A 22,669-nucleotide genomic window follows, 5' to 3' on the forward strand; every position below is an offset into this window, starting at 1 on the left:
ATTATACATACAATACTATGAAAATTAAACACTTATTTGTTTCGGCACTGCTTTTAATGGCAAGCGGTGCAACACAGGCACAGCATTTAATTGCAGGCTCGTTCAACTTACGTTTTGATAACGCCGGCGATACTGGTAACCTTTGGGTTAATCGTGCACCGGTAGCAGCAGCGCTTATCCGCTTTCATGATTTTGATGTAGTAGGTACGCAGGAAGGCCGCGAAAATCAGCTTCAGGACCTAAGTAAAGCCCTGCCTGAATACGAACGTTATGGCCTTGGCCGTGATGATGGTAAAGAAGGAGGGGAGCATTCAGCCATTTTTTTTAAAAAGGATCGTTTTCAGGTTTTAAAGAAAGGCGATTTCTGGCTGTCAGAAACGCCGGACAAACCGGGCTTAGGCTGGGATGCTACCTGCTGCAACCGTATATGTTCATGGGTTTACCTGCTTGATAAACAAAGCAAAAAGAAGTTTTATTTCTTTAACGCACACTTTGATCATCAGGGTAAAATCGCCCGCGAAGAAAGCAGCAAACTTATCCTGAAAAAAATAAAAGAAATCGCCGGCAACGAAAAAGCTATTTTTACCGGCGACCTTAACGGCGACCATGAAAGTACCTGGTACCAGCGCCTGGCCACATCAGGTTATTTAAAGGATACTTACACAATGGCTAAACATCCTTACATTTTCAATGCCTCGTTCAACAACTTTGGTAAAGCGTTGGATAAGGACGGTATTATCGACCATATATTTACAACCGGCACTGCCAATGTTAAACGCTGGGGCATATTAACCGATAGCTACCGCGGCAAATTCCCGTCAGATCATTTCCCGGTGCTGGCAGAGTTTACATTTTAATTGTTTCTGTTTCTGATTTTTTTCAAAGCCTCCTCAAAAGGGAGGCTTTGTTTTTAAGGCGCAATTTTATTTTCAACACCTATCACAGCTAATAAATAAATTATATTTTTGCCACATAACATACAGGTCGCGTTAGTAGGCGATCTTTTTTAAAAACATATTTATAAACTGGCCGTATCAATACATGAAAAGGCCGAATCATAGTTGTAGATGATTAATATTACACTCCCTGATGGTTCCGTTCGTCAGTACGACAAAGGAATTACTTCCATGCAGATCGCGCAGTCGATCTCTGAAGGTTTAGCACGTAATGTATTAGCAGCCGAAGTAAACGGCCAGGTTTGGGATGCCAGTCGCCCTATTGAGGAAGACAGCAGCATTAAGCTCCTGACCTGGAATGACGCCAATGGTAAATCAACCTTTTGGCATTCATCGGCCCACTTAATGGCCGAGGCACTTGAGGCTTTATATCCGGGTACTAAATTCGGTATCGGCCCTGCTATTGAAACAGGTTTTTATTACGATGTTGACTTTGGCGACCGCGAATTTTCGTCCGAAGAATTTAAAAAGATTGAAGACAAGATCATTGAGCTGGCCAAGGCAAAGTCGGAGTACATACGGAAGCCGGTTAGCAAGGCCGATGCTGTAGAATACTTTACCGAGAAAGGCGACGAGTACAAGCTCGACCTGATCAAGGATCTGCCTGATGGTTCTATTACTTTTTACACTCAGGGAAACTTCACAGACCTTTGCCGCGGCCCACATATTCCGAACACTGGTTTTGTTAAGGCTGTTAAACTAATGAGCGTTGCCGGTGCTTACTGGCGCGGCGATGAAAGCCGTAAACAGCTTACCCGTATTTATGGCGTAACTTTTACCAAGCAAAGCGAACTTACCGAGTACTTACACATGCTGGAGGAAGCTAAAAAACGCGACCACCGCAAGTTGGGTAAGGAATTAGAGCTGTTCACATTCTCCGAAAAAGTGGGTATGGGTTTACCATTATGGTTACCTAAAGGCACCGCTCTGCGTGAGCGCCTGACCAGCTTTTTGCAAAAAGCGCAAACCAAAGCCGGTTACGAGCAGGTAATTACCCCGCACATCGGGCATAAAAATCTGTATGTAACATCCGGCCACTATGAAAAATATGGTGCAGACTCATTCCAGCCGATAAAAACACCGCAGGAAGGAGAGGAGTTTTTGTTAAAACCAATGAACTGCCCGCACCATTGCGAGATATATAAATCAAAACCACGTTCGTATAAGGATCTTCCGGTACGTTACGCTGAGTTTGGCACCGTTTACCGTTACGAGCAAAGTGGCGAGCTGCATGGCTTAACCCGTGTGCGTGGCTTTACTCAAGATGATGCTCACCTATTTTGCCGCCCTGACCAGGTTAAGGAAGAATTCAAAAAGGTAATTGACCTTGTGTTATACGTTTTTGGAGCCCTTGGATTTGAGGACTATACAGCACAGGTATCATTACGTGATCCGGAGAATAAAACTAAATATATCGGTACCGATGAAAATTGGGCGCTGGCTGAATCGGCCATAAAAGAAGCGGCTGAAGAAAAAGGCCTAAAAACTGTTGTTGAACTTGGTGAAGCCGCATTTTATGGCCCTAAGCTCGACTTTATGGTGAAAGACGCCCTTGGCCGTAAATGGCAATTGGGTACCATTCAGGTTGATTATAACCTGCCTGAGCGTTTTGAACTGGAGTACACCGGCAGCGATAACCAGAAGCACCGCCCGGTGATGATACACCGCGCGCCGTTCGGTTCAATGGAACGTTTTGTGGCCGTGTTAATTGAGCATTGCGCCGGTAACTTCCCGCTGTGGCTTTCACCGGAGCAATTTATTATTCTTCCTATATCTGAAAAATATGAAGAATATGCAAAAAAACTTTCAGATGAATTAAAAGATTCCGATATTTGCGGGCTAATTGACTTCAGAGATGAGAAGATCGGGCGTAAAATCCGCGATGCTGAAGTTAAAAAGATCCCCTATATGCTTATCGTTGGCGAAAAAGAAGCCGCAGAAAATGTGGTTTCAGTTCGTAAACATGGTCAGGGCGACCTGGGCAGCATGAGCGTAGAGGAGTTTATAAAACAGATAACTAAAGAAATAACAGTATAACTTGGCTTTAAACAGACCGTTCAACAGAGGACCAAGGCCCCCTTTCAAGAAAAAAGAGGCCGAACATAACATCAATCAATTCATCAAGGCGCCAGAGGTTCGTCTTGTTGGTGATAATGTGGAAACTGGCGTGTATTCACTACGTGACGCGCTTGCCATTGCCCAGGAGCAGGAGCTTGACCTTGTTGAGATATCGCCTAACGCTAACCCGCCTGTTTGTAAAGTAACCGACTATAATAAGTTTATTTACGAGCAGAAGAAAAAGCTGAAGGAGATAAAAAGCAATGCCAAACAAACGGTTATAAAAGAAATCCGTTTCGGCCCTAACACTGATGACCATGACTTTGAGTTTAAACTGAAGCATGCTATTAAGTTTCTGGAGTCGAACGAGAAAGTACGTGCTTACGTACACTTTAAAGGCCGTTCAATTGTTTACAAGGAGCAAGGCGAAATACTCTTATTAAAATTTGCCCAGGCGTTGGAGGAAGTGGGGAAGGTTGAGCAATTACCGAAATTAGAGGGTAAGCGTATGTTCCTTACAGTAGCTCCAAAGGGTGCAAAAAAGTAAATTCGATATTCGAAATAAAAATAAAACGTTGCGAAAACGTCTAAACACAAACAAATAAGAGTTATGCCAAAAATGAAAACCAATTCCAGTGCCAAAAAGCGTTTTAAGCTTACTGGAACCGGTAAAATTGCAAGGAAAAACGCATACAAAAGCCACATCTTAACCAAGATGTCGACCAAACGTAAGCGTAACTTAGGTCACACCAGCTTAGTGTCTGATGCTGACATGGGTAACGTAAAGCGTATGCTTTGTATCGGTAAGTAATTAATTTAAATTTTTAACCAGGTATTAGAGTACTAAAGTTCGCCCTTAAGCGGCACTCACTACCAAAAACAACAACAAGATGCCACGTTCAGTAAACGCAGTAGCGTCACGCAGACGAAGAAAAAGAATCTTGAACCTCGCTAAAGGTTATTGGGGTTCACGCAGCAAGGTTTATACCATTGCAAAAAACACAGTAGAAAAAGGTTTACAGTATGCTTACCGCGACCGTAAAACCAAGAAAAGAGAATTCAGAGCTTTATGGATCCAGCGTATTAACGCCGGTGCCCGTCAGCACGGAATTTCATATTCGCAATTAATGGGCAAATTAGCCGCTAAAGAGATCGGTTTAAACCGTAAGGTATTAGCTGACCTGGCTATGAACAACCCAGATGCATTCAAAGCAATTATTGACGCAGTAAAATAGTTCTGTTTAGCAACGTTTTACATTGAAGAACGCCTGGTATTAACCGGGCGTTTTTTTTGTGCATTTTTACTTTCTAATATTATTTTACATATTCAGGGAAATTAATGTTCGCCCTGAGTAAATGGAACTACCCAAACCTATCAGCCAAAAAATAACCGAATTCGCACCCTATGCCGAAATGCTGCCCGGCGTAACTATCATCCACCATATTGCTGATTTTTCGGTAGTTCATATGTGCTCAAAAGGGCAGAAGTTACTGGGAGTAACCGTTGATGAGTTAAGGGAAATGGGAGCAGAATACTACCCGCGTTATTTCAACATGGAATATATGGAAGGCCTGCTGCCGAAAATGGAGAAGCTTTTACGTGACAATAAAAAGAACGAAAGTTTCAGCTATTTTCAACAGGTAAAATACGCCGGTAAGGATGACTGGACCTGGCACATTACCTCCACCGGTATTTTTATGTGGGATGATGATGGCAAGCCCTTGCTAACCATAACTACCGCGCTGCCCATTGAAAATCTGAAAGAAGTTGAACCCAAAGCCGAGCGATTATTAGCCGAAAATATATTCCTTCGTAACAATGCGGCGCGTTTTGGCTTGTTAAGTAAGCGGGAGATCAGCATTTTAAAATTGGTGGCTGGCGGCAAAAGTTCGCCCGAAATAGCTAAAGAGCTATTCATATCGGCAGAGACAGTGCAAACACACCGCCGAAACATCAAACAAAAGCTTGGCATATCCAATAATTTTGAATTTACAGAATACGCCCGCGCCTTCAACCTGCTATAAAAAAAGCGCTTACAAATATTGTAAGCGCCTTAATTAATAGATTTAATTTCTACAACAGCGGGTCTGTGCTTTTGTCGTTTAATTCGCGGGTATCATTGTCGATATCCATGTATTGCTTAAAGTTCTGAACATCAGCGTTGACCATGCTTTTAAACACCGGGTTCAAAGCATACGCTATACTTGCGCCAAGGCCACCTGCAGGTGGGTGGTAGCTGATCACCACATCAACCAGGGTTCCGCCATTTTCGGCATCTCTGAAACGTACCTTACCTGCGTTATCAATGATAGATCCCGGCAGTGAGCTCCAGCCAATCATGTAACCCGGCTCGTCCTTCACAATCTCAGCATCCCAGGTAACACGGGCTACGCCGGCCGGTAACTTAAGCTCCCAGTGCGATCGGGTGTTATCAATCACCTGTACGCTTTCCAGATGTTTCATAAACAGAGGCAAATTATCAAGCTGACGCCAAAACTCATAAACCTGATAACGCGGCTTGTTAACCACAAAGGCTGAACGTACATTTACGTTCACCACATCATCGGTAGTGGTTTTACCAACCCGGCTATACAATTCACAGTGGCCTGTAAATCCCCTGCTTAGCAGGTAGCCGCCGGCTCCAAGTTTTATAATACTTGAAAACGGACTTTTAAACAGGTTTTTAAAACCCGATATTCCTAATTTAACACCCGTAGCAATGGAGATATATCGCTCCGGCCATGTTAGGTTTATAGGTTCCGCGTTATTCTCGGCGCGGTGGTAGTTGTTTGCCAACTGTATTGATGCATTCGACATAATGATATGTTTTTAAGTAGATTACTTATATAACATTGTGCCGTTAAAGGAGTTTTGCTTTAGTTAAAAAACTTGCTTTTACACGAACGGTTTTTTTTTAAATAGTAGTCGCTATTTATTGTACATTTGTGCGCTTTTGGTTTTGCGTTGTTACTTGATAGCCTCGCAAATTAAAAGGGAATACGGTGTAAGTCCGTAACTGTCCCGCAGCTGTAAGCTCTGTAACCAAAAATCCGTCAATAAGCCACTGTAGTAATAAACTATGGGAAGGCAGGAGTGAGGGGAGCAAGTCAGAATACCTGCCATAAGTAATTAATTATTCGAAGCTTTCGGGGATTGAAGCTTGAATGGCATGTGCAATGCGCATTTCACTCATATTATATTTCTCCTGATCTCTTTTCGTTTTAAATAGTCGTGGTGAAATCAATATGTTAAACAAAAATATTTTTGCATTAAATGCGATAGCGTTTTTCATATTGGGCTTTAGCCAGAATACCCTCGCGCAATCCGACAGTGTCAAAAACTTACAGGAAGTACACATTCAAGGTATTACATCAGGTGTTTTAAAGTCGGCTACTCCTGTTCAGGCTATTACATCTGCTGATTTTTCCAGATATAGCGCTTTTAGCGTAGCCGATGCAGTTCGCAATTTTTCTGGAGTTGCCGTGCGCGATTATGGCGGAATAGGCGGATTAAAAACAGTTTCGGTACGCAGTATGGGTGCCGGTTACACCAGCGTTTTGTACGATGGTATACCGATAAACGATGCGCAAACCGGGCAGGTAGATCTTGGGCGCTTTAATTTATTGAATTTACAGGAGATTATTTTATATACCGGCCAGCCGATTAACCTAAGCTTGCCAGCTCGTTCGTATGCGAATTCGGCGGTGCTTTCGCTCATTACAAAGCAGCCTCAATTAAGTGTTGAAAAACCTTACGGCATTACTGCCGGTGTGCGTGCCGGAAGCTTTAGTTTAATCAATCCTTATGTACAGTGGCAGCAGCGATTGAGTAATAATTGGTCGGCTGTACTAAACGCCTCAACACAAAAAGCTAACGGCAATTACAAATTTAAAGATAACTTTGGTGGCAGAGACACCATCGGCAGGCGTGTAAATAGCGACGTATCTACCCAGCAAATTGACTGGGGAGTTTACTACAGCAAAGACGACAGTACGACGTTCAGGCTTCAGTTTAATTACATCAGCTCTGACCGTGGTTTGCCCGGTCCGGTCATACTTAATGCTGTATATCAAGATCAGCACCTGCTTAACCAGGACGCTTTTGTGCAGGCTGTTTATGACCGTATTTGGCAGAGTTCATTGCATCTGTTATTAACCGCCAAGGCATCGCACAATTACCAGCATTATACCGATGCTTCATTTTTGAATAATAATGGCGGCGCTAATGAACATTATACACAGCGCGAGCTTTACCAATCCGCCACTTTAAGCTATAAACCCTTTAATAACTGGGAAATATCCTACGGTACCGATGCGTCGTTTACAGATATGGATATTGATGTTTACAGGTACGCGTTTCCAAAGCGATTGTCGTTATACAATGTGTTGGCGAGTAACTTAAAAACAGGCCGCTTCGGGTTTCAGGCAAGTTTACTCAGCATGTATATCAATGATGATGCGGAGACAAACACCGCAGCAAAATCAAAATCGGCATTAAGTCCAACGCTTGTGGCAAGCTTTGAGGCGATAAAGAACGGCGAATTACTGTTTCGGGCATTTTATAAAGATGTTTATCGTTACCCTAACCTGTCCGAGCAATATTACTACGCCGTACAGCCACGTAATCTTCAACCGGAACAATCACGCCAATTTAATGCCGGTGCGGTCTACACCAAAAATTTCGACAGTTTTACAGAATATTTTTTGGCAAGCGTTGATGGTTATTATTATAAGGTAACCAATAAAATTTTCTCCTTTCCGGGGCGGTCGGCAGAGATTTTAAGCGTGCGCAACATTGGTAAGGTAGATATCCGAGGGCTGGATTTAAACCTAAAAACACGTTTTAAACCGGTTAATGGTTATGCGGGTTTACTTAGCCTGGCTTATACCTATCAACGGGCAATTGATATCAGTAACCCGGGCGATAGTTTTTATAAAGATCAGATACCATACACGCCAAAACATACGCTTGCTTTAAATGCAGGCGTTAGGCACAACGGCGTCGGCTTATTTTATAATCACATTTTTTCATCGTCGCGATATTATCTGAGCAATAACCGGCCGGAATATTATGTTCCTGCATATCATGTAAGCGATCTGTCGCTAACCTATAATTTCAAGCTGCTGAAAAAACAGTTTTATACAGCGGTGGAGGTTAACAACGCGTTTAACAGTAATTACGTAATTGTGAAAGGATACCCCATGCCGCCGCGCTCACTACGCTTAACACTTCAATTAACAATTTAATACATCAAAATGAGATCATTTAAACACAGCTACTTATTACTTTTATCTGCCCTTTCGTTATTAGCTACTTCATGTAGTAAGGATGACGACCCGATAGTTGCCGAAGATAATTTAGGCACTGGCGTATTTATCGTTAATCAGGGAGCATTCAGCGCAAGCAATGCGTCATTAACTTTCTATAATACCACAACCAAAAAGGTTACTTTAGATGTATTTTCGGCTGCTAATGGCACCGGCTTGGGTTCTGTAGCGAATGATGCTGCAATTTATGGCTCAAAAATGTACATTACGGTGAACGTTTCGAGTACCTTAGAGGTAGTCGACCCGCGCAATGGTAAGCTGATCAAACATATCGACATGAAAAATAACGGTGTTGCGCGCCAGCCCAGGTATGTGGCTTTTTATAAAAATAAGGCCTATATCACATCGTATGATAATACGGTAGCCGTGATTGATACCGCGAGCCTCACTATCGAGAAGTTCATCACTGTTGGTCGTAACCCTGAACAAATGGCCATTGCGAACGGAAAACTCTATGTAGCTAACTCAGGCGGACTTACCTTCGGCAATCCGGATAACAGTGTATCAGTTATTGACTTAAATACAAATACGGAAACAAAGAAGATCACTGTTCCGGCTAACCCGGTTAGTTTGGCTGCTGATGCAGGCGGCGACGTATACGTGATTTCAGCAGGCGACTATGATAAGATACTGCCTGCACTTACCATTATCAATGGTACTAACGATGCGATAAAATCGAGCGAGACCACTGATATTGGTTATGGCAACACCATCGCGATAGCCGGAAATTCTGCATACCTGATTTCGGGCGATGGTAAAGTAGTGGTATTTAACACAACTACCGACCAGGTAAGTAACGCCAATTTCATAACCGGCAACTTTAAATTTGCTACACCATTTGCCATAGCGGTTAAAGAGAGTACCGGTGAAGTATTTGTTACGGATGCTAAAGGCTACACCGCTGATGGCAAACTTTATATATTCAGCCGTGAAGGGGCAATTAAGGATAGCGCAGCTACAGGATTAATACCGGGTAAAGTTGTGTTTAAAAACAACTAAACGCTAAGTTTACAAATTGCTTTTTAATCGTTAATTTCGCATATAAATATACAAGCAATGTCGGCATATAATATGAACACCCGCAATACAGTACTCATACTCATGATAGTAGGCGCTATAGCCATGCGTTTTGTTACTTTTGAGTTTCAGCATTTAAGTAATTTTACCCCTGTTGGCGCGGTAGCTTTGTTTGCAGGTACTTATTTTACCGATAAATGGAAGTCGTTTTTGGTGCCGCTTGTAGTATTATTCTTGAGCAACATCGGCATTAATTATCTGTATACAGGCCATATCACCTTATTTTCGTGGTTCGATCTGGTAACCTATTCATGCTTTGCTTTAACGGTGCTGATCGGTACGTTGATAACAAGGGTTAATGTGCTTAATGTATTAGCGGGTTCGGTTGCTTCGGCAGTGTTGTTCTGGCTGATCACCGATTTGCCTTTTCTTTACGGCACCTATTACACGCACGACATGAGCGGTTATATCACTTCGCTTACCAATGCGCTGCCGTTTCTGCGCAACATGCTTATCAGCGATGCGGTATTTGGGTTAGCATTGTACGGTGGTTTTGAATTAGCGAAAAACAAATACACCATTTTACGTAGCAGGCACGAGCTTGCCATGTAAGTTTGCAAAAACAAAATATGTAGAGCGGCTCCGATAAGGGCCGCTTTTTTGTTTATTACATCGGGTGTATGATATATGGTGCTTATCCAAGTACAACCTCTATCATTCAGTAAAGACAAGCTTTAACATTTAGTTATCTATACAGCGTCAATATCCGGAACTCCGCTGCAAGCGATTGAGCATCAATAATCTTATTTTGAAAAACCGGGTTGATGTAGTCCGCCTTGCCTTTTTCTTTAAAATTTTCCTCGTATTGCCTTTTTAGCACTATAGTTCGCAATAAAGGATCAGTTTTCATACCAGCTATGAAAAATTGAAACAGAACAGCGAAACATTGATACAATAGTTCTGAGTATTCCAAGGTGTAAATCTCATTTTTACCCCCTCTGTTACAAATAATAAATTATTGATGAATGATACGTTGATCGACACCAAACAACATTTTAATACGCTTGATGGGTTAAGGGGTATAGCTGCTATTGCAGTGGTAATATTTCATTTTATGGAAATTACCATTCCGGATTATAAAGACAGTTTTATTGCACATGCGTACCTGGCGGTAGATTTCTTTTTTTGCCTTTCCGGTTTCGTGATTGCCTACGCATACGACCAGCGGCTGGCTAAAATCGGCATCAAAAATTTTATAACCCTGCGTCTAATCAGGCTGCATCCGTTGGTGCTTATTGGAGCCGTCATTGGTTTGCTGGCATTTGTGTTTGATCCCTTCAACAATCTTTACGGTAAATATCAAAACAGTACATTTATGTTGTTCTTGTCTTCACTTTTGATGATCCCTTATCCGCTTGTTCATGAAAGGTATTTCAATCTTTTTCACTTAAATCCGCCTACCTGGTCATTGTTATGGGAGTATATAGCTAACATTTGCTATGCCGTCTTTCTGGTGAAAATTCGAAGTAAGTTACTATGGATATTGACGCTGGTTGCAGCCGGAACGCTGATCTTTGAAGCACAGCGATCAGGGAACCTGGCCGTAGGTTGGGGTGGCGACAATATTATAGGCGGCGGCATTCGCGTCTTTTTTTCGTTTCTTGTTGGCATACTCGTATACCGGTCAGGATGGATTATTTATACAAAGTTGAGTTTTCTGCCGGTTGGTTTGCTTTTGCTAATCACTTTTCTCATTCCTTTTTCAGCATTTAATCGTGTTGTTGATCCATTAATCGTTATAATTTACTTTCCCTTCGTGGTGGCGTTAGGTGCCGGAGCAAGATTGCCTGCACTACAAAATAAGTTATGCCGGTTTTTAGGTGATATCTCTTATCCGCTGTATATCATACATTATCCTTTCATATGGCTTTTTATGAGTTATGTAGAAAAGCTGAAACCATCGCTTTATGGACAAACAATTGTAATTGTATTCAGCACGTTACTGCTGATCTTGTTGGCTTACATTATTTTAAAGATGGCTGACATTCCGATAAGGGTTTGGTTAAAAAAGAGGATGACTAAATAGTAATGACTTTTACAGATACTGTTTTATTTGTCATTTAGTTAACAGCACAGGTTCTCCATTTTTTGACTTCAGATGTCGAGTGGGTTATATTTGAACAATATGAAACACATTGTAGTGCTTACCGGCGCCGGAATCAGTGCGGAAAGCGGCTTAAAAACATTCAGAGACAGTGATGGCTTGTGGGAAGGGTACAACATTGAAGATGTGGCCACACCACAGGCATGGCGCCGTAACCCCGAGCTGGTGCAGGATTTTTATAATATGCGGCGCAAAGCGGTACTTGAAGCCGTGCCGAATGCCGCGCATTTTGCTTTAGCCCGGCTGGAGACTAAATACAAGGTCACTATCATTACACAAAATATCGATGATCTGCATGAGCGGGCTGGCTCAAGCAATGTTATGCATCTGCATGGCATTATTACAAGATCGCAAAGTAGTTTGAATCCAAATCTTACATATCCGATAGAAGGGTGGGAACTTAAGATGGGAGAGAAGTGCAAGCTCGGATCGCAGCTCCGGGCACATGTGGTATGGTTTGGTGAGAACGTGCCGATGATAGAACCCGCCGCCCGGCTATGCGCACAGGCTGACATTTTTATTTTGGTTGGTACCTCGTTAGCCGTTTACCCGGCGGCCGGACTCGTGGATTACGTCCCGTCGGAAACACCTAAATATGTTATCGACCCAAAAATACCGGAAGTTACCATTCAGAATGTTATTCGTGTGGAAGAGAAAGCATCGACAGGCGTTGTATCTGCAGTAAACGAGCTGCTTCTGAGTGCCAAATAAAATTCTGTTTATGAAATTCATGTTTTATATAAAATTGTTTATCAGTATCTTATAAGGTTTTAATAAAGTCAAATTTTAATAATTATATCTGAAATAAGCGTCTTTAAAATCCTTACGCATTTCAGCGAAACGCGATGCCACAGTCTTTAAAAATTCTTCATCCAGCACCTCGAATACGCTGTTTACGCCATCGGTCAAATCCATCTCGGGTATCTTGTAACTTTGTTCAAGGCTGCCCTGTTCTACCTTAACTATAAACTTATTGTTCATGTTCAGTATAGAAATCTTAAATTCCGGATGAGGGAGTTCTGCTATAATTCTCATTTAGCTTAATATGTTTTTCAAGGGATCAATTCCGTTTATTGTGCCGGAGCTTGCCAATGGTTTAAACCTCGCAAAAAGCTCTTCGCTATACCAATTTTCTTTTCTTGTTTTCTTAATTACCTCTGCGTGTTCGCGGCTTTTGTAAGCAAAGGCTTTCATTTGTTCTTCACTTTGCCAAAACGAAAATGTAGCCTGGCGGTATACCGGGGCTTCGCCAATACCTACAGAAGTTAGGTAGCCGGGAGCGTCTTTCATTAAACTCGCTACACCGGCTACATCGGCCCAAAAGTTTTTCAAGCGCTTAAATCTGATGGTAGCCCGGGTAAGTACGCCTACCGGGCCTGTATATGTTTCGGCAACTGCATTATCAGTAGCGAAAGGATTTTGGCCATCCCATTTGCCGTGGCTCATTAGCGGTTCGCACAACACCGTCCATTGCTCAGCGCAAAACTGTCGCCACCACTTTTGTATAAACGATGAGGATTCAAACTGCTTAAAATCTTCTAAATTATCCCATACGGCTAACAATCCCCATTGCCGCCAGTCGGGGTTAAGATCAAAGGTGCCGTTTTTGCCTGTCCCTAACAGTTTCCAAAATTTGCAGCTGCGGTTCAAAAGCAGAGGTAAACGGTGGATGGCCATAGCAAACAGCGCCATCGGAATAAATATTTTTTTGTAGCGCACAATGGTCAGGCTAACAATCATGCAGCTAAATTAAAACTTTAAATATGATAATCTGCTTATTTACTTTGGCCCATCCTTATTTACATTTGCCCTATGGCTGATGACTTAAAAATAATTGATAACGCAAGTAAACAACAACAATATGAAAGCCTTATTCCGCAAATTGAGGCATTGATATACGGCGAAACCGATTTAGTAGCTAATCTGGCTAATATAGCTGCCGCGTTAAAGGAGCAGTTTAAATGGTTTTGGGTTGGTTTTTACCTGGTAAAAAACGGCGAGTTAGTACTGGGGCCGTTTCAGGGACCTGTAGCTTGTACGCGCATTGCAAAGGGCAGGGGCGTATGCGGTTCGGCTTGGCAACAACAGAAAACCTTGATTGTGCCCGATGTGGAGGCCTTCCCGGGGCATATTGCCTGCAGTTCACTTTCCCGATCAGAGATAGTAGTTCCGGTATTCGCTGATGGCGAGGTGGTTGGTGTGCTTGATGTTGACAGTGCGGAACTTGCGGAATTTGATGATACCGACGCGCGATATTTAGAGCAGATCATCCGGTTGATAAAATTTTAATGAGTCGCATTTATTTAATTCCCGGTTTAGGCGCCGACTGCCGCATCTATAAAAATCTGGATTTGGCTGGTCACGACGTTTTTTTTGTAAACTGGATAGCACCCGATCCGGCTGATGCTTTATCAACTTACGCGCAAAAGCTTATAGATTATTATAAAATACAACAAAATTCCATTCTTATCGGCAATTCCATGGGCGGCATGGTAGCCATTGAAATAGCCAAGCTACAACCTATGGCTAAAACCATATTGATCTCAAGCATTAAATCAAGCGAAGAAGCGTCAGCATATTTCTCGTTTTTCCGTTCTGTGCCGCTTTACAAATACATTCCTACCAGTTTGCTTGTTAAGGCACGCTTATTTGTAAAATACATTTTCGGCAGTATGCTTCCTGAAGATCAGCATCTGTTTGAAGATATGTATAAAAACACGTCGCCGGCATTTATCAAATGGGCTATGGGAGCGATACTCGATTGGAAAAACACAATTATCCCTGATAATGTTTACCATATAACCGGCAGTAATGACAAGGTATTTAACTGCCGCAAAGCTATTGGCGCTCAAATCATCGAAAATGGCACACATATAATGATATTCGACCGTGCCGCCGAGATAAATATGATATTGAAAGGAATAATTAACTGATGAAGTTACCACACTCTTTTTATTCAAGCCATGATGTGGTAGAGCTAAGCCGCCGGTTATTAGGTAAGTATTTAGTTACTTATGTAGATGGTTTACTTACCGGCGGATATATAGTTGAAACGGAGGCTTATAACGGAGTAGTGGATAGGGCATCACATGCATTTGGTAACCGCCGCACAGCACGTACAGAAACCATGTTTGCTGAGGGTGGCCGCGCTTACGTTTACCTGTGTTATGGCATACATGAGATGTTTAATGTGGTAACCGCGAGCGAAGGTACGCCTCATGCTATACTCATACGCGCCATTGTACCTACAGACGGTATTGATATTATGCAGGATAGGCGCAACATGCCTGTACTTAAGCCGAATATTACTGCCGGCCCCGGATCAGTTGCTAAAGCTTTGGGCATAAATCGTAAATTAAACAGTGTTTTTCTTACAGGTGATGAAATATGGCTGGAAGACAGGGGCCTGAATTTTACCGATGAAGAGGTATATGCCGGACCAAGAATCGGTGTGGCTTATGCGGGAGATGATGCATTTTTGCCTTATCGGTTTTATGTAAAAGGATGCCCATACGTAAGTAAACCTAATAAATAACCTACTTTAAACTTCTTTTTGCTATAATTGATTTGCATGAATTATAATACAACTGCTGATTTTGCAACACAGGCAGACGCTGCCGACCAATTGGCATCATTTAAGCAACAATTTTTAATACCACAGCACAACGGCAAAGATGCAATATACCTTTGCGGTAACTCCCTGGGATTACAACCTAAAGCTGCCGAAAAATACCTGAAGGAGCAACTTGAAAGCTGGCAGGAAAAAGCAGTTGAAGGTTGGTTTGATGGCGATAAGCCATGGCTGGGATATCATCGCGAAGTGGCAGCGCTTGTTGCCCCGGTTGTAGGCGCTGAAAACAGTGAGGTATCAGTGATGAATTCACTTACAGTAAATTTGCATTTATTGTTGGTAAGCTTCTATAATCCAACGGTTAAAAAGTTTAAAATACTGATGGAAGCCGGCGCGTTTCCGTCGGATCAATACGCTGTGGAAAGCCAGGTTAAATTTTATGATCTTGATCCGGCGGAGGCAATTGTTGAGTTAAAGCCACGAGAAAATGAGCATACGCTGCGCACTGAAGATATTATCGACGCTATTGAGACACATAAAGATGAACTTGCTTTGGTGCTGTTTGGCGGAATAAATTATTATACCGGCCAGGTGTTTAACATGCGAGCTATAACCGAGGTAGCACACAAAGCGGGCGCTTACGCGGGTTTTGACCTTGCACATGCGGCCGGTAACGTGCCTGTCCAGCTCCACGAATGGAATGTAGACTTCGCCTGCTGGTGTTCTTACAAATACATGAACTCGGGCCCGGGCGGCATCAGCGGTATATTTGTACATCAAAAACATCATAACTCCAACTTCAAGCGCTTTGCCGGTTGGTGGGGATACCGTGAAGACAAACGCTTTTTAATGCAACCCGGCTTTGACGCAGCTGTTGGTGCCGAAGGCTGGCAGGTCAGTACCAGTCCGGTTATGTTGCTGGCTCTCCATAAGGCTTCGCTGGATGTTTTTAAGCAGGCCGGGGGCATAACTGTACTACACGAGAAAAGCATTAAACTGACGGGGTATTTTGAATACCTGATAAAAAGCATTAACAATGAGTGTGGTAAGGAGATTTACCGGATCATCACGCCCGCTAATGCTGAAGAACGTGGCTGTCAGTTGTCCATCATTTGCCGCTATAAGGCGAAAAAAATATTCAACTACCTGATGAGTAAAGGTATCATAGGCGATTGGCGCGAACCTGATGTGATCAGGCTTAGCCCGGTACCGTTGTATAACAGTTTTACTGATGTTTACCTGGCTTACGTTGGGTTAAAAGAAGCCGTTAACTTAATTGATAATTAGGATTTTATGATTAGCTATAACCCTAAGGAATGGTTCAGGTTTATATTTACCATTCACCGGGCAGATACATTGCGCGAATTGTTTCCATTACTTATTGCGGTAGCGGTTTACGCCGTTGTAGTTGAGTTTTTGATGACTGAAGTATTCCGGGTAACACCGGATAGCGCGTTGGTTAAAATCAGCTATATTCATCAAACCATCGGGTTTCTTTTTTCGCTTCTGTTAGCTTTTCGTATCAATTCGGCCTATGACAGATGGTGGGAAGGCCGTAAGCTGTGGGGTAGCCTGGTAAACAACAGCCGTAACCTGGCCATCAAGTTGAAATATTTGACGGATAAGCCGGAAGATGTGGCTTTTTTCAACTTCGCTATACCTTTGTATGCGCGTGCTTTAATGCATCACCTTCGGGATAAATATCACCCGGAAGAGCAAAGTTTTATCGGCATAAACCCAAACAAGCATGTGCCGAATCAAATTGCTGCGGCTATTATCGGCCGTATTTATGAACTTAACAAACAAGGTTTAATTAACCAGGAGCAGTTGTTGAGCTTAAACCCCGAGCTAACCTCTTTTACAGATATTTGCGGCGCTTGCGAACGTATAAAAAAAACGCCCATTCCGTTTTCGTATAGTGTCTTTATCAAGAAGTTTATCTTTACTTACATTATGACGTTGCCTTTTGCCTGGGCATTTACCTTAAGCTATTATGTGGTGCCTTTTGTAGCTTTCATTTTGTTTGTTTTTGCCAGCGTTGAATTAATTGCCGAAGAGATAGAAAATCCGTTTGGAACGGATGCGAACGATCTGCCGCTGCAAACCATCAGTGACAACATCAGGCTGCACGTAGGCGAAATATTTTATTAACGAAGATGTTAAAGATAGCCTTTGACCCGGTTTATATTCATCCGCTGCCGGCCGGGCACCGGTTTCCGATGTTGAAGTACGAATTGATTCCCGGTCAACTACTGCATGAGGGTTTAATAACCCAGGAAAATCTGTTTTCGCCGAAGGAATGCCCTGAGGATCTTATTTTACTTACGCATGAGCGGGAATACTGGCATCACCTGCGCGATCTCACCTTGCCGCCCAAAGAAGTGAGACGTACAGGCTTTCCGCTTTCTGCTAAGTTGATCGAAAGGGAAATCCGTATTGCGCAAGGCACAATTGATGGTTGCCATTATGCGATGCAAAACGGCATTGCTTTTAACATTGCTGGTGGAACGCACCATGCCGGAAGTAATTGGGGCGAAGGATTTTGTTTATTGAATGACCAAGCTATAGCAAGTAACTATTTATTAAATGATGATTTAGCTAAATCTATCTTAATTATTGATTTAGATGTTCATCAAGGTAATGGTACAGCCCAGATATTCGAAAAAGAAGACAGGGTTTTTACATTTTCGATGCACGGCGCTAATAATTTCCCATACCGTAAGGAATATTCAGACCGTGATATTCCATTGGCCGACGGCACTGGCGATGAAGAATTTTTAGCCATCCTTGAAGATACTCTGCCGCGAATCATTGACGGTTGTACACCTGACTTTATATTTTATCTCTCAGGAGTTGATATATTAGCCACAGATAAATTAGGCAGATTAGCAATGACGCGTGAGGGCTGCGCCCAGCGCGACCGCTTCGTGCTCAATCAGTGTCATCAGCGTGGAATACCAGTTCAGATAAGCATGGGCGGCGGCTACTCAACCGATATACGTGACATTGTTGAAGCGCACTGTAATACCTATCGCATAGCAGATGATATCTACTTTTAAATTAATCAGTTAATACCAGCCGCTTACTTAATTTATTGAACCTGAAATAAAGCATAATTGCCGCTGCACCCAGTCCGCAAACCAATCCAACCCAAACTCCGCCGGCGCCTAAACCAAGCTGTATACCCATCAGATAACCAACCGGCAAACCGATTACCCAATATGCGATCAGGGTAATTATAGTAGGTATGTTTACATCGCCCATGCCACGCAAAATTCCTAAGCCCACAACCTGCGCGCCATCAAACACCTGGAATACTGCCGCTAACAGAAGCAGTTTCGATGCGATGGCGATCACATTAGTATCGTTGGTAACTATCCATGGCAGCCAGGGGTTAGCCACTACAAATAAAACAGCTGTAAAGGCCATAAACAGCAACACGATATGATAGCTTGATAAGGCTGATAAACGCAACTGGTTGTAATTACCTGCGCCCGTGTTATTTCCTGATTTAATAGCCGCTGCCGAAGATATACCGGTGGCCACCATAAATGTGATGGCCGCCATGTTTATAGCCACCTGGTGCGCCGCCTGCTCAACCGCGCCTATAGTACCTATCAGAATGTTAGCCCCGCCAAACGCGCTTACTTCAAATGTACTCTGCATCGAAACAGGTATACCTATTTTCAATATCCTCGCGCTCCGAACCCGGTCAATGTGAGTAAACACAAAGCTTTTTAAATACTGTTTAAAGCGCGGCGCTCTAAGTACATAAATAGCCATCACTACAGCCATTAGGCTTCTGTCAATCAATGTGCTATAGCCTACGCCGCGAATACCCATGGGCTCAATGCCGAATAATCCTTTTACGAAAGTTAAGCCAAGTACAATGTTCAGCACATTTCCCCAAATAGATATCTGCATGGCCTGTTTGGTAAAACCTAAACCTTCGGCAAATTGCTTGAATGTACTGAAGATCATTAACGGGATGATCGAAAAGCCAAGAATCACAAAAAACGGCTTGGCCTGCTCAACAACTGCAGGCGCCTGGTTCAAGTGGTCGAGCACGTATACCGAACCGAAGTACATCACCGTAAAAAGTACGAACCCGGTAATTATATTAATGATCAGGCTGTTCGATAATAAACGACCGCATTCTTCATAGTTTCCGCGGCCGTTCTCCTGTGATATTAACGGTGTTATACCATAGGATATCCCGATACCGATTAGCATCGGGATAATAAAGATGCTGCCAACCAACGATACAGCCGCCAAAGCCACAGTGCCTACAAAGTGCCCGACTACTATACTATCTGCTAAATGCGTGGCCACGTGCCCCACCTGCGAAATTACAATGGGTATAGCGAGCTTAAGCGTGTCCTGATAATGCGGTTTAAATTTAGCGTAGATCTGTTTCATAACGAAAGGGCCGAAAAGCGGCCGGCAAAAATAACAAATACGTAGCGGTTATGCTATTCGTTACGCAGCAGTGTAAAATTCTTCTTTCTCGGTGGTATGCACCAGTATCACGCCTGACAGCACCAGGTCAACCAGTATGCGTTGCGCCCGGCGCCTGCCAATATTGAGCAACGTGCAAAACTGTTTCACGGTAATACGGCCCATTTTCTCCAAATATTCCAATAATGCTTTTTCTTTTGACGAATACTCAATAAGCACACCCTGCTCGTCATTAGATCGTTTTAAAACGTCTACCACAATCTTACTCGCGAGTACGCTTTTATCCTTCACACGGATGTATACCCACCATTTGCCATCTTCGGCGAGTGCGTAATGAGGCTTTTCGTCGCTTGGTGGAATCTCCGCTACCAGAACGATCTTATCATCTACATACACTTCCTCAAAAACAGGTTCAATAGCCGGCCTGCAGTAAAAGTGCGCCGCTTTGGTAAGCATGTATTTTTCTTCTTCTTCGGATTTTACACCTGTTATCGCCCCGTTGTCTGCTACACCAACCAGCAGTTTGCCGCCTTTGTTATTGGCGAATGATACCATTGTTTTGGCTATCTTTTCGTAACGGGTAATGGTTTTCTTAAAGTCGAGAGAAACGCCTTCACCTTCAAAAATCAATCTTTTTATGTTCATTTCACTTCCTCGTCTTTATTGCTGATAGAATATGGGTTGTAAATGCCCATCCAACGTTCGGGGTTGGTCAATACCGAAAAGCCAAACTGCTCATACAAGCCATGTGCATCGGCAGTTGCCAGGGACCATCTGCGCAAACCCTGCAAATCAGCATGATTTAATATAGATTGCACCAACCATTTAGATAAGCCAATACCGCGATGTTGCGGTAATATGAAAACATCGCACAGGTAAGCAAATGTGGCTTTATCTGTTACTACCCGCGCAAAACCGGCTTGTGTATTATTGATGTACACACCGAAGCACATTGAGTTTTCAATCGCGGTTTGCAGCTTTGCATAAGGCATACCTTTAGCCCAGTATGATTCAGTACTTAAATAGTTATGAACCGCTTTAATATCGATCAGGTTCTTATTTGTCGAGAGCAGGAACCCTTTGTTCACAAAAAATGCATCGTTCATAATGGTGCTCATTTCGTGGCCTCCTTTTGTAATACGAAGTCGAGATTACGAAGGTAAACCTCGTTGCTGATAGTAACACATAGTTCGCCGGCCTCGTCATACATCTCAACCGGATAGTGCGCTACATGTTTGCCGGTGTGGCTCAGGCTATGTTCTATCGCATTAATATCATTATCTGAAAATGTAATACCGAACCGTAACTTTGTTCGGGCCGGTTTTAAATATTGTATGGCTGATGATTTGAGCCAGGCTATAACATTGTAACCTTTATGGCTGAACAATTGGTGTAAAAGCACCGGATAAAAGGGATCGGCAGCGGCGAACAATGTACCGCCGAAAATTGACCGGTTGTAATTTCTATTGAATATGCTGTTATGCACGACTACGGTAACTCCCGTATAACCAGGCTCAACCTTTTGTACCCAAATACGCTGAAAAAGGAGGGGAGGGTAAAAACGCATAGCCCATTTAAGGGTGTTTTCGCTTACAACCATAATGCATTAAATATAGCATTATGATGGTAAACTATCTTCAGATTTTTTTTCAAGATTTAAATTTTCTCTGCACAATATAAACCTATACGCAACGATTTACAGGTGTTGTTTAAACAAACGGCTGAGCCATACGTTACGTATATTAATTAATACTTAATAAAAACGTTAATACATATCATGAAAAAGCAATTTGTAAATTTTATAGCAGCCGCAGCTGTCGTCGGCGTTTTAGCCACGGGCTGTTATTCACAGGGCGAAGCAACAGGTTCTGACACCAGCGCCGCCGATTCAACTACCGCTGTAACTGATACATCGCAGGCAACACCGGTAACCGACACGGCATCGGCCCCTGTACCGGCTGATAATGCGCAGAAAGACACTACATCGAAAATGTAAATAAAAAATCCCGGTATTGAGTCCGGGATTTTTTGTTTACATAACTATCAAATTGTTTACATCAAATAAAATGTATCAGCCGGAGCTGCCTGTTGTGGTTTTGGCAAATCGGCCATCTCCATCAAATTGCGTTCAATAGTTTTTGAAATAGCGGTCATTGGCGTATCCGTTGGTTTATTCTCAAATGGATCCTGCATCAATATGGCTGTGCGCTCAATGGCAATAAACAACACCGGTACAAGCGTTGCCAGGCAAATCTCAACCGCCCAATGGTGATCGTCGAGACCGAAAGGGAAAATTGTTGTCAATACGTATATTAAAAAATGTATGAGTATACTGTAAGACCTGGGGAAAATCGTGTTCTTGATTCGCTCGCATCTGCCCATTGAGTCGGTTAAACGTTGCAGCGTGCTATCCAACTGTACTTGTTTGTTATTGTTCAGATGGTAATGTTCGCTTAGTTCAGCCAGTTCTGCCGCATGTTTTGACAGGAGCAGGTTAGGCCGGTTATCACTATCAGCCCCAACTTTTTGAATATACTGCTCTACCTTTTCAGTAGCCGGACATTTACGCAGCGTTTCGGCAAGAGAATAACACCATATGGATTGCCTGATTGCGAAGCTTTGCACATAAGCTATCTTTTTGTCATCATTAGGCAAAAATTGTAGTAATTGCCTGATAAGCGTGCGGCTATCGTTTACAACAGCCCCCCAAATTATACGGGCTTCCCACCAGCGTTCGTATGATTGTGCCGTACGAAAAGCAAGCAGTAAGGATAATAGCGTAGCGACCAAGGCTGATACGCTTAAAGGTATTGTTAGATCTTTAAAAAAGGTATAATAATCCAGCATTCCTACCAGGCAGGCGTAAAGAAATATGCCGAAAATGTCCCACTTAATTAACTTTAAAAAATATACAACTGAAATCTTATTAGCTACTAACATAAATTAATGATCTTGATTACTTGCTCCGGCATCTTTCAGTACAAAGCCATAGCTAAACGTCAATTCAACAGGAAAGTTTGATGTTAAAACAAACCGCTATACTTTTTTGCAAGGTTACGCATATATCAGAATGAACGACACAAAAAAAGGAGCATAGTTATATGCTCCTTGTATAAA

General features: G+C 42.7%; 27 protein-coding genes and 1 riboswitch. Of the genes, 18 read left to right on the plus strand and 9 right to left on the minus strand.

Translation table 11 applies throughout. From position 1 onward, the window contains the following. Window positions 1-17: 17 nt before the first annotated feature. The 6 genes from ABD960_RS08375 (at window position 18) to ABD960_RS08400 (ending at window position 5,039) form a co-directional block, all read left to right on the plus strand. A complete protein-coding gene (locus ABD960_RS08375) occupies window positions 18-857 on the plus strand; it encodes an endonuclease/exonuclease/phosphatase family protein (RefSeq protein WP_345330573.1) in 840 nt (279 codons plus the stop codon). Between the two features lie 210 nt (window positions 858-1,067). Then, the gene (thrS, locus tag ABD960_RS08380) at window positions 1,068-2,993 is read left to right on the plus strand and encodes a threonine--tRNA ligase (RefSeq protein ID WP_345330574.1); all 1,926 of its coding nucleotides are present in this window, start codon (window positions 1,068-1,070) and stop codon (window positions 2,991-2,993) included. Window position 2,994: 1 nt separating this feature from the next. Beyond that, window positions 2,995-3,561: a translation initiation factor IF-3 gene (gene infC / locus ABD960_RS08385; RefSeq protein ID WP_232175673.1), complete on the plus strand. Its 567-nt coding sequence runs from the start codon at window positions 2,995-2,997 to the stop codon at window positions 3,559-3,561. A gap of 63 nt (window positions 3,562-3,624) precedes the next feature. Further along, window positions 3,625-3,825 carry a 50S ribosomal protein L35 gene (rpmI, locus tag ABD960_RS08390; RefSeq protein ID WP_173413919.1) on the plus strand — a complete coding sequence of 67 codons (201 nt, stop codon included), beginning with the start codon at window positions 3,625-3,627 and terminating at the stop codon, window positions 3,823-3,825. Window positions 3,826-3,904: 79 nt separating this feature from the next. After that, window positions 3,905-4,249 (plus strand): 50S ribosomal protein L20, encoded by a 345-nt coding sequence (gene rplT / locus ABD960_RS08395; protein WP_345330575.1) that lies wholly within the window; start codon window positions 3,905-3,907, stop codon window positions 4,247-4,249. A gap of 121 nt (window positions 4,250-4,370) precedes the next feature. Beyond that, window positions 4,371-5,039: a helix-turn-helix transcriptional regulator gene (locus ABD960_RS08400; protein WP_345330576.1), complete on the plus strand. Its 669-nt coding sequence runs from the start codon at window positions 4,371-4,373 to the stop codon at window positions 5,037-5,039. Window positions 5,040-5,088: 49 nt separating this feature from the next. Here ABD960_RS08400 and ABD960_RS08405 read toward each other — a convergent pair whose 3' ends face one another. Next, on the minus strand, window positions 5,089-5,832 hold the full coding sequence (locus ABD960_RS08405; RefSeq protein WP_345330577.1) for an SRPBCC family protein: 744 nt from the start codon (window positions 5,830-5,832) through the stop codon (window positions 5,089-5,091). A 120-nt stretch (window positions 5,833-5,952) separates the two neighbouring features. Continuing rightward, window positions 5,953-6,153, plus strand: a riboswitch (cobalamin riboswitch). A gap of 107 nt (window positions 6,154-6,260) precedes the next feature. Between ABD960_RS08405 and ABD960_RS08410 the strand changes: the two genes are divergently transcribed. From ABD960_RS08410 to ABD960_RS08420, 3 genes are read left to right on the plus strand one after another with little or no spacing between them, the layout of a single operon-like run. After that, a complete protein-coding gene (locus ABD960_RS08410; RefSeq protein WP_345330578.1) occupies window positions 6,261-8,261 on the plus strand; it encodes a TonB-dependent receptor plug domain-containing protein in 2,001 nt (666 codons plus the stop codon). Between the two features lie 9 nt (window positions 8,262-8,270). After that, window positions 8,271-9,341, plus strand: coding sequence for a DUF5074 domain-containing protein (locus ABD960_RS08415; RefSeq protein ID WP_345330579.1), 1,071 nt, complete (start codon window positions 8,271-8,273; stop codon window positions 9,339-9,341). Window positions 9,342-9,398: 57 nt separating this feature from the next. After that, window positions 9,399-9,971 (plus strand): DUF6580 family putative transport protein, encoded by a 573-nt coding sequence (locus ABD960_RS08420; RefSeq protein WP_345330580.1) that lies wholly within the window; start codon window positions 9,399-9,401, stop codon window positions 9,969-9,971. 133 nt (window positions 9,972-10,104) lie between these two features. On the opposite strand, the gene ABD960_RS08425 is transcribed toward ABD960_RS08420, so the two are convergent. Next, a complete protein-coding gene (locus ABD960_RS08425) occupies window positions 10,105-10,269 on the minus strand; it encodes a hypothetical protein (RefSeq protein ID WP_345330581.1) in 165 nt (54 codons plus the stop codon). Window positions 10,270-10,380: 111 nt separating this feature from the next. Between ABD960_RS08425 and ABD960_RS08430 the strand changes: the two genes are divergently transcribed. Both ABD960_RS08430 and ABD960_RS08435 read left to right on the plus strand, forming a co-directional pair. Next, on the plus strand, window positions 10,381-11,445 hold the full coding sequence (locus ABD960_RS08430) for an acyltransferase family protein (protein WP_345330582.1): 1,065 nt from the start codon (window positions 10,381-10,383) through the stop codon (window positions 11,443-11,445). Window positions 11,446-11,544: 99 nt separating this feature from the next. Then, on the plus strand, window positions 11,545-12,234 hold the full coding sequence (locus ABD960_RS08435) for an SIR2 family NAD-dependent protein deacylase (RefSeq protein ID WP_345330583.1): 690 nt from the start codon (window positions 11,545-11,547) through the stop codon (window positions 12,232-12,234). 75 nt (window positions 12,235-12,309) lie between these two features. Here ABD960_RS08435 and ABD960_RS08440 read toward each other — a convergent pair whose 3' ends face one another. Continuing rightward, on the minus strand, window positions 12,310-12,558 hold the full coding sequence (locus ABD960_RS08440; protein ID WP_345330584.1) for a hypothetical protein: 249 nt from the start codon (window positions 12,556-12,558) through the stop codon (window positions 12,310-12,312). Further along, the gene (locus ABD960_RS08445; protein WP_345330585.1) at window positions 12,559-13,263 is read right to left on the minus strand and encodes a DUF3291 domain-containing protein; all 705 of its coding nucleotides are present in this window, start codon (window positions 13,261-13,263) and stop codon (window positions 12,559-12,561) included. A 72-nt stretch (window positions 13,264-13,335) separates the two neighbouring features. On the opposite strand from ABD960_RS08445, the gene ABD960_RS08450 reads away from it, so the two are divergent. From ABD960_RS08450 to ABD960_RS08475, 6 genes are read left to right on the plus strand one after another with little or no spacing between them, the layout of a single operon-like run. Beyond that, window positions 13,336-13,812 carry a GAF domain-containing protein gene (locus ABD960_RS08450; RefSeq protein WP_345330586.1) on the plus strand — a complete coding sequence of 159 codons (477 nt, stop codon included), beginning with the start codon at window positions 13,336-13,338 and terminating at the stop codon, window positions 13,810-13,812. Beyond that, window positions 13,812-14,456: an alpha/beta hydrolase gene (locus ABD960_RS08455; RefSeq protein ID WP_345330587.1), complete on the plus strand. Its 645-nt coding sequence runs from the start codon at window positions 13,812-13,814 to the stop codon at window positions 14,454-14,456. The genes ABD960_RS08450 and ABD960_RS08455 overlap by 1 nt, the downstream gene beginning before the upstream one ends. Beyond that, window positions 14,456-15,058: a DNA-3-methyladenine glycosylase gene (locus tag ABD960_RS08460; protein ID WP_345330588.1), complete on the plus strand. Its 603-nt coding sequence runs from the start codon at window positions 14,456-14,458 to the stop codon at window positions 15,056-15,058. The genes ABD960_RS08455 and ABD960_RS08460 overlap by 1 nt, the downstream gene beginning before the upstream one ends. A 36-nt stretch (window positions 15,059-15,094) precedes the next feature. After that, window positions 15,095-16,381: a kynureninase gene (kynU, locus tag ABD960_RS08465; protein WP_345330589.1), complete on the plus strand. Its 1,287-nt coding sequence runs from the start codon at window positions 15,095-15,097 to the stop codon at window positions 16,379-16,381. 6 nt (window positions 16,382-16,387) lie between these two features. Then, window positions 16,388-17,245 carry a bestrophin family protein gene (locus tag ABD960_RS08470; protein WP_345330590.1) on the plus strand — a complete coding sequence of 286 codons (858 nt, stop codon included), beginning with the start codon at window positions 16,388-16,390 and terminating at the stop codon, window positions 17,243-17,245. A gap of 5 nt (window positions 17,246-17,250) precedes the next feature. After that, on the plus strand, window positions 17,251-18,153 hold the full coding sequence (locus ABD960_RS08475; protein WP_345330591.1) for a histone deacetylase family protein: 903 nt from the start codon (window positions 17,251-17,253) through the stop codon (window positions 18,151-18,153). A 1-nt stretch (window position 18,154) separates the two neighbouring features. Here the strand turns inward: ABD960_RS08475 and ABD960_RS08480 are convergent, their stop codons facing one another. From ABD960_RS08480 to ABD960_RS08495, 4 genes are read right to left on the minus strand one after another with little or no spacing between them, the layout of a single operon-like run. Further along, entirely contained in the window at window positions 18,155-19,513 is a 1,359-nt protein-coding gene (locus tag ABD960_RS08480; RefSeq protein WP_345330592.1) for an MATE family efflux transporter, read from the minus strand. A 60-nt stretch (window positions 19,514-19,573) separates the two neighbouring features. Beyond that, window positions 19,574-20,197 carry an AlbA family DNA-binding domain-containing protein gene (locus tag ABD960_RS08485; RefSeq protein WP_345330593.1) on the minus strand — a complete coding sequence of 208 codons (624 nt, stop codon included), beginning with the start codon at window positions 20,195-20,197 and terminating at the stop codon, window positions 19,574-19,576. Further along, on the minus strand, window positions 20,194-20,670 hold the full coding sequence (locus ABD960_RS08490; RefSeq protein ID WP_345330594.1) for a GNAT family N-acetyltransferase: 477 nt from the start codon (window positions 20,668-20,670) through the stop codon (window positions 20,194-20,196). Before ABD960_RS08490 ends, ABD960_RS08485 begins: the two co-directional genes overlap by 4 nt. Next, window positions 20,667-21,152 (minus strand): PaaI family thioesterase, encoded by a 486-nt coding sequence (locus ABD960_RS08495; RefSeq protein WP_345330595.1) that lies wholly within the window; start codon window positions 21,150-21,152, stop codon window positions 20,667-20,669. The genes ABD960_RS08490 and ABD960_RS08495 overlap by 4 nt, the downstream gene beginning before the upstream one ends. A 177-nt stretch (window positions 21,153-21,329) precedes the next feature. Between ABD960_RS08495 and ABD960_RS08500 the strand changes: the two genes are divergently transcribed. Then, window positions 21,330-21,548: a hypothetical protein gene (locus tag ABD960_RS08500; RefSeq protein ID WP_345330596.1), complete on the plus strand. Its 219-nt coding sequence runs from the start codon at window positions 21,330-21,332 to the stop codon at window positions 21,546-21,548. A gap of 56 nt (window positions 21,549-21,604) precedes the next feature. On the opposite strand, the gene ABD960_RS08505 is transcribed toward ABD960_RS08500, so the two are convergent. Continuing rightward, window positions 21,605-22,492 carry a bestrophin family protein gene (locus ABD960_RS08505; protein ID WP_345330597.1) on the minus strand — a complete coding sequence of 296 codons (888 nt, stop codon included), beginning with the start codon at window positions 22,490-22,492 and terminating at the stop codon, window positions 21,605-21,607. Window positions 22,493-22,669 lie beyond the last annotated feature (177 nt).

It is taken from the genome of Mucilaginibacter defluvii, assembly GCF_039543225.1.
GTDB lineage: Bacteria > Bacteroidota > Bacteroidia > Sphingobacteriales > Sphingobacteriaceae > Mucilaginibacter > Mucilaginibacter defluvii.

Coding starts and splice junctions, on each gene's coding strand:
- ABD960_RS08375 (WP_345330573.1), top strand. CDS start 18: ATGAAAATTAAACACTTATTTGTTTCGGCACTGCTTTTAATGGCAAGC.
- thrS (WP_345330574.1), top strand. CDS start 1,068: ATGATTAATATTACACTCCCTGATGGTTCCGTTCGTCAGTACGACAAA.
- rpmI (WP_173413919.1), top strand. CDS start 3,625: ATGCCAAAAATGAAAACCAATTCCAGTGCCAAAAAGCGTTTTAAGCTT.
- rplT (WP_345330575.1), top strand. CDS start 3,905: ATGCCACGTTCAGTAAACGCAGTAGCGTCACGCAGACGAAGAAAAAGA.
- ABD960_RS08400 (WP_345330576.1), top strand. CDS start 4,371: ATGGAACTACCCAAACCTATCAGCCAAAAAATAACCGAATTCGCACCC.
- ABD960_RS08405 (WP_345330577.1), bottom strand. CDS start 5,832: ATGTCGAATGCATCAATACAGTTGGCAAACAACTACCACCGCGCCGAG.
- ABD960_RS08410 (WP_345330578.1), top strand. CDS start 6,261: ATGTTAAACAAAAATATTTTTGCATTAAATGCGATAGCGTTTTTCATA.
- ABD960_RS08415 (WP_345330579.1), top strand. CDS start 8,271: ATGAGATCATTTAAACACAGCTACTTATTACTTTTATCTGCCCTTTCG.
- ABD960_RS08420 (WP_345330580.1), top strand. CDS start 9,399: ATGTCGGCATATAATATGAACACCCGCAATACAGTACTCATACTCATG.
- ABD960_RS08425 (WP_345330581.1), bottom strand. CDS start 10,269: ATGAAAACTGATCCTTTATTGCGAACTATAGTGCTAAAAAGGCAATAC.
- ABD960_RS08430 (WP_345330582.1), top strand. CDS start 10,381: ATGAATGATACGTTGATCGACACCAAACAACATTTTAATACGCTTGAT.
- ABD960_RS08435 (WP_345330583.1), top strand. CDS start 11,545: ATGAAACACATTGTAGTGCTTACCGGCGCCGGAATCAGTGCGGAAAGC.
- ABD960_RS08440 (WP_345330584.1), bottom strand. CDS start 12,558: ATGAGAATTATAGCAGAACTCCCTCATCCGGAATTTAAGATTTCTATA.
- ABD960_RS08445 (WP_345330585.1), bottom strand. CDS start 13,263: ATGATTGTTAGCCTGACCATTGTGCGCTACAAAAAAATATTTATTCCG.
- ABD960_RS08450 (WP_345330586.1), top strand. CDS start 13,336: ATGGCTGATGACTTAAAAATAATTGATAACGCAAGTAAACAACAACAA.
- ABD960_RS08455 (WP_345330587.1), top strand. CDS start 13,812: ATGAGTCGCATTTATTTAATTCCCGGTTTAGGCGCCGACTGCCGCATC.
- ABD960_RS08460 (WP_345330588.1), top strand. CDS start 14,456: ATGAAGTTACCACACTCTTTTTATTCAAGCCATGATGTGGTAGAGCTA.
- kynU (WP_345330589.1), top strand. CDS start 15,095: ATGAATTATAATACAACTGCTGATTTTGCAACACAGGCAGACGCTGCC.
- ABD960_RS08470 (WP_345330590.1), top strand. CDS start 16,388: ATGATTAGCTATAACCCTAAGGAATGGTTCAGGTTTATATTTACCATT.
- ABD960_RS08475 (WP_345330591.1), top strand. CDS start 17,251: ATGTTAAAGATAGCCTTTGACCCGGTTTATATTCATCCGCTGCCGGCC.
- ABD960_RS08480 (WP_345330592.1), bottom strand. CDS start 19,513: ATGAAACAGATCTACGCTAAATTTAAACCGCATTATCAGGACACGCTT.
- ABD960_RS08485 (WP_345330593.1), bottom strand. CDS start 20,197: ATGAACATAAAAAGATTGATTTTTGAAGGTGAAGGCGTTTCTCTCGAC.
- ABD960_RS08490 (WP_345330594.1), bottom strand. CDS start 20,670: ATGAGCACCATTATGAACGATGCATTTTTTGTGAACAAAGGGTTCCTG.
- ABD960_RS08495 (WP_345330595.1), bottom strand. CDS start 21,152: ATGGTTGTAAGCGAAAACACCCTTAAATGGGCTATGCGTTTTTACCCT.
- ABD960_RS08500 (WP_345330596.1), top strand. CDS start 21,330: ATGAAAAAGCAATTTGTAAATTTTATAGCAGCCGCAGCTGTCGTCGGC.
- ABD960_RS08505 (WP_345330597.1), bottom strand. CDS start 22,492: ATGTTAGTAGCTAATAAGATTTCAGTTGTATATTTTTTAAAGTTAATT.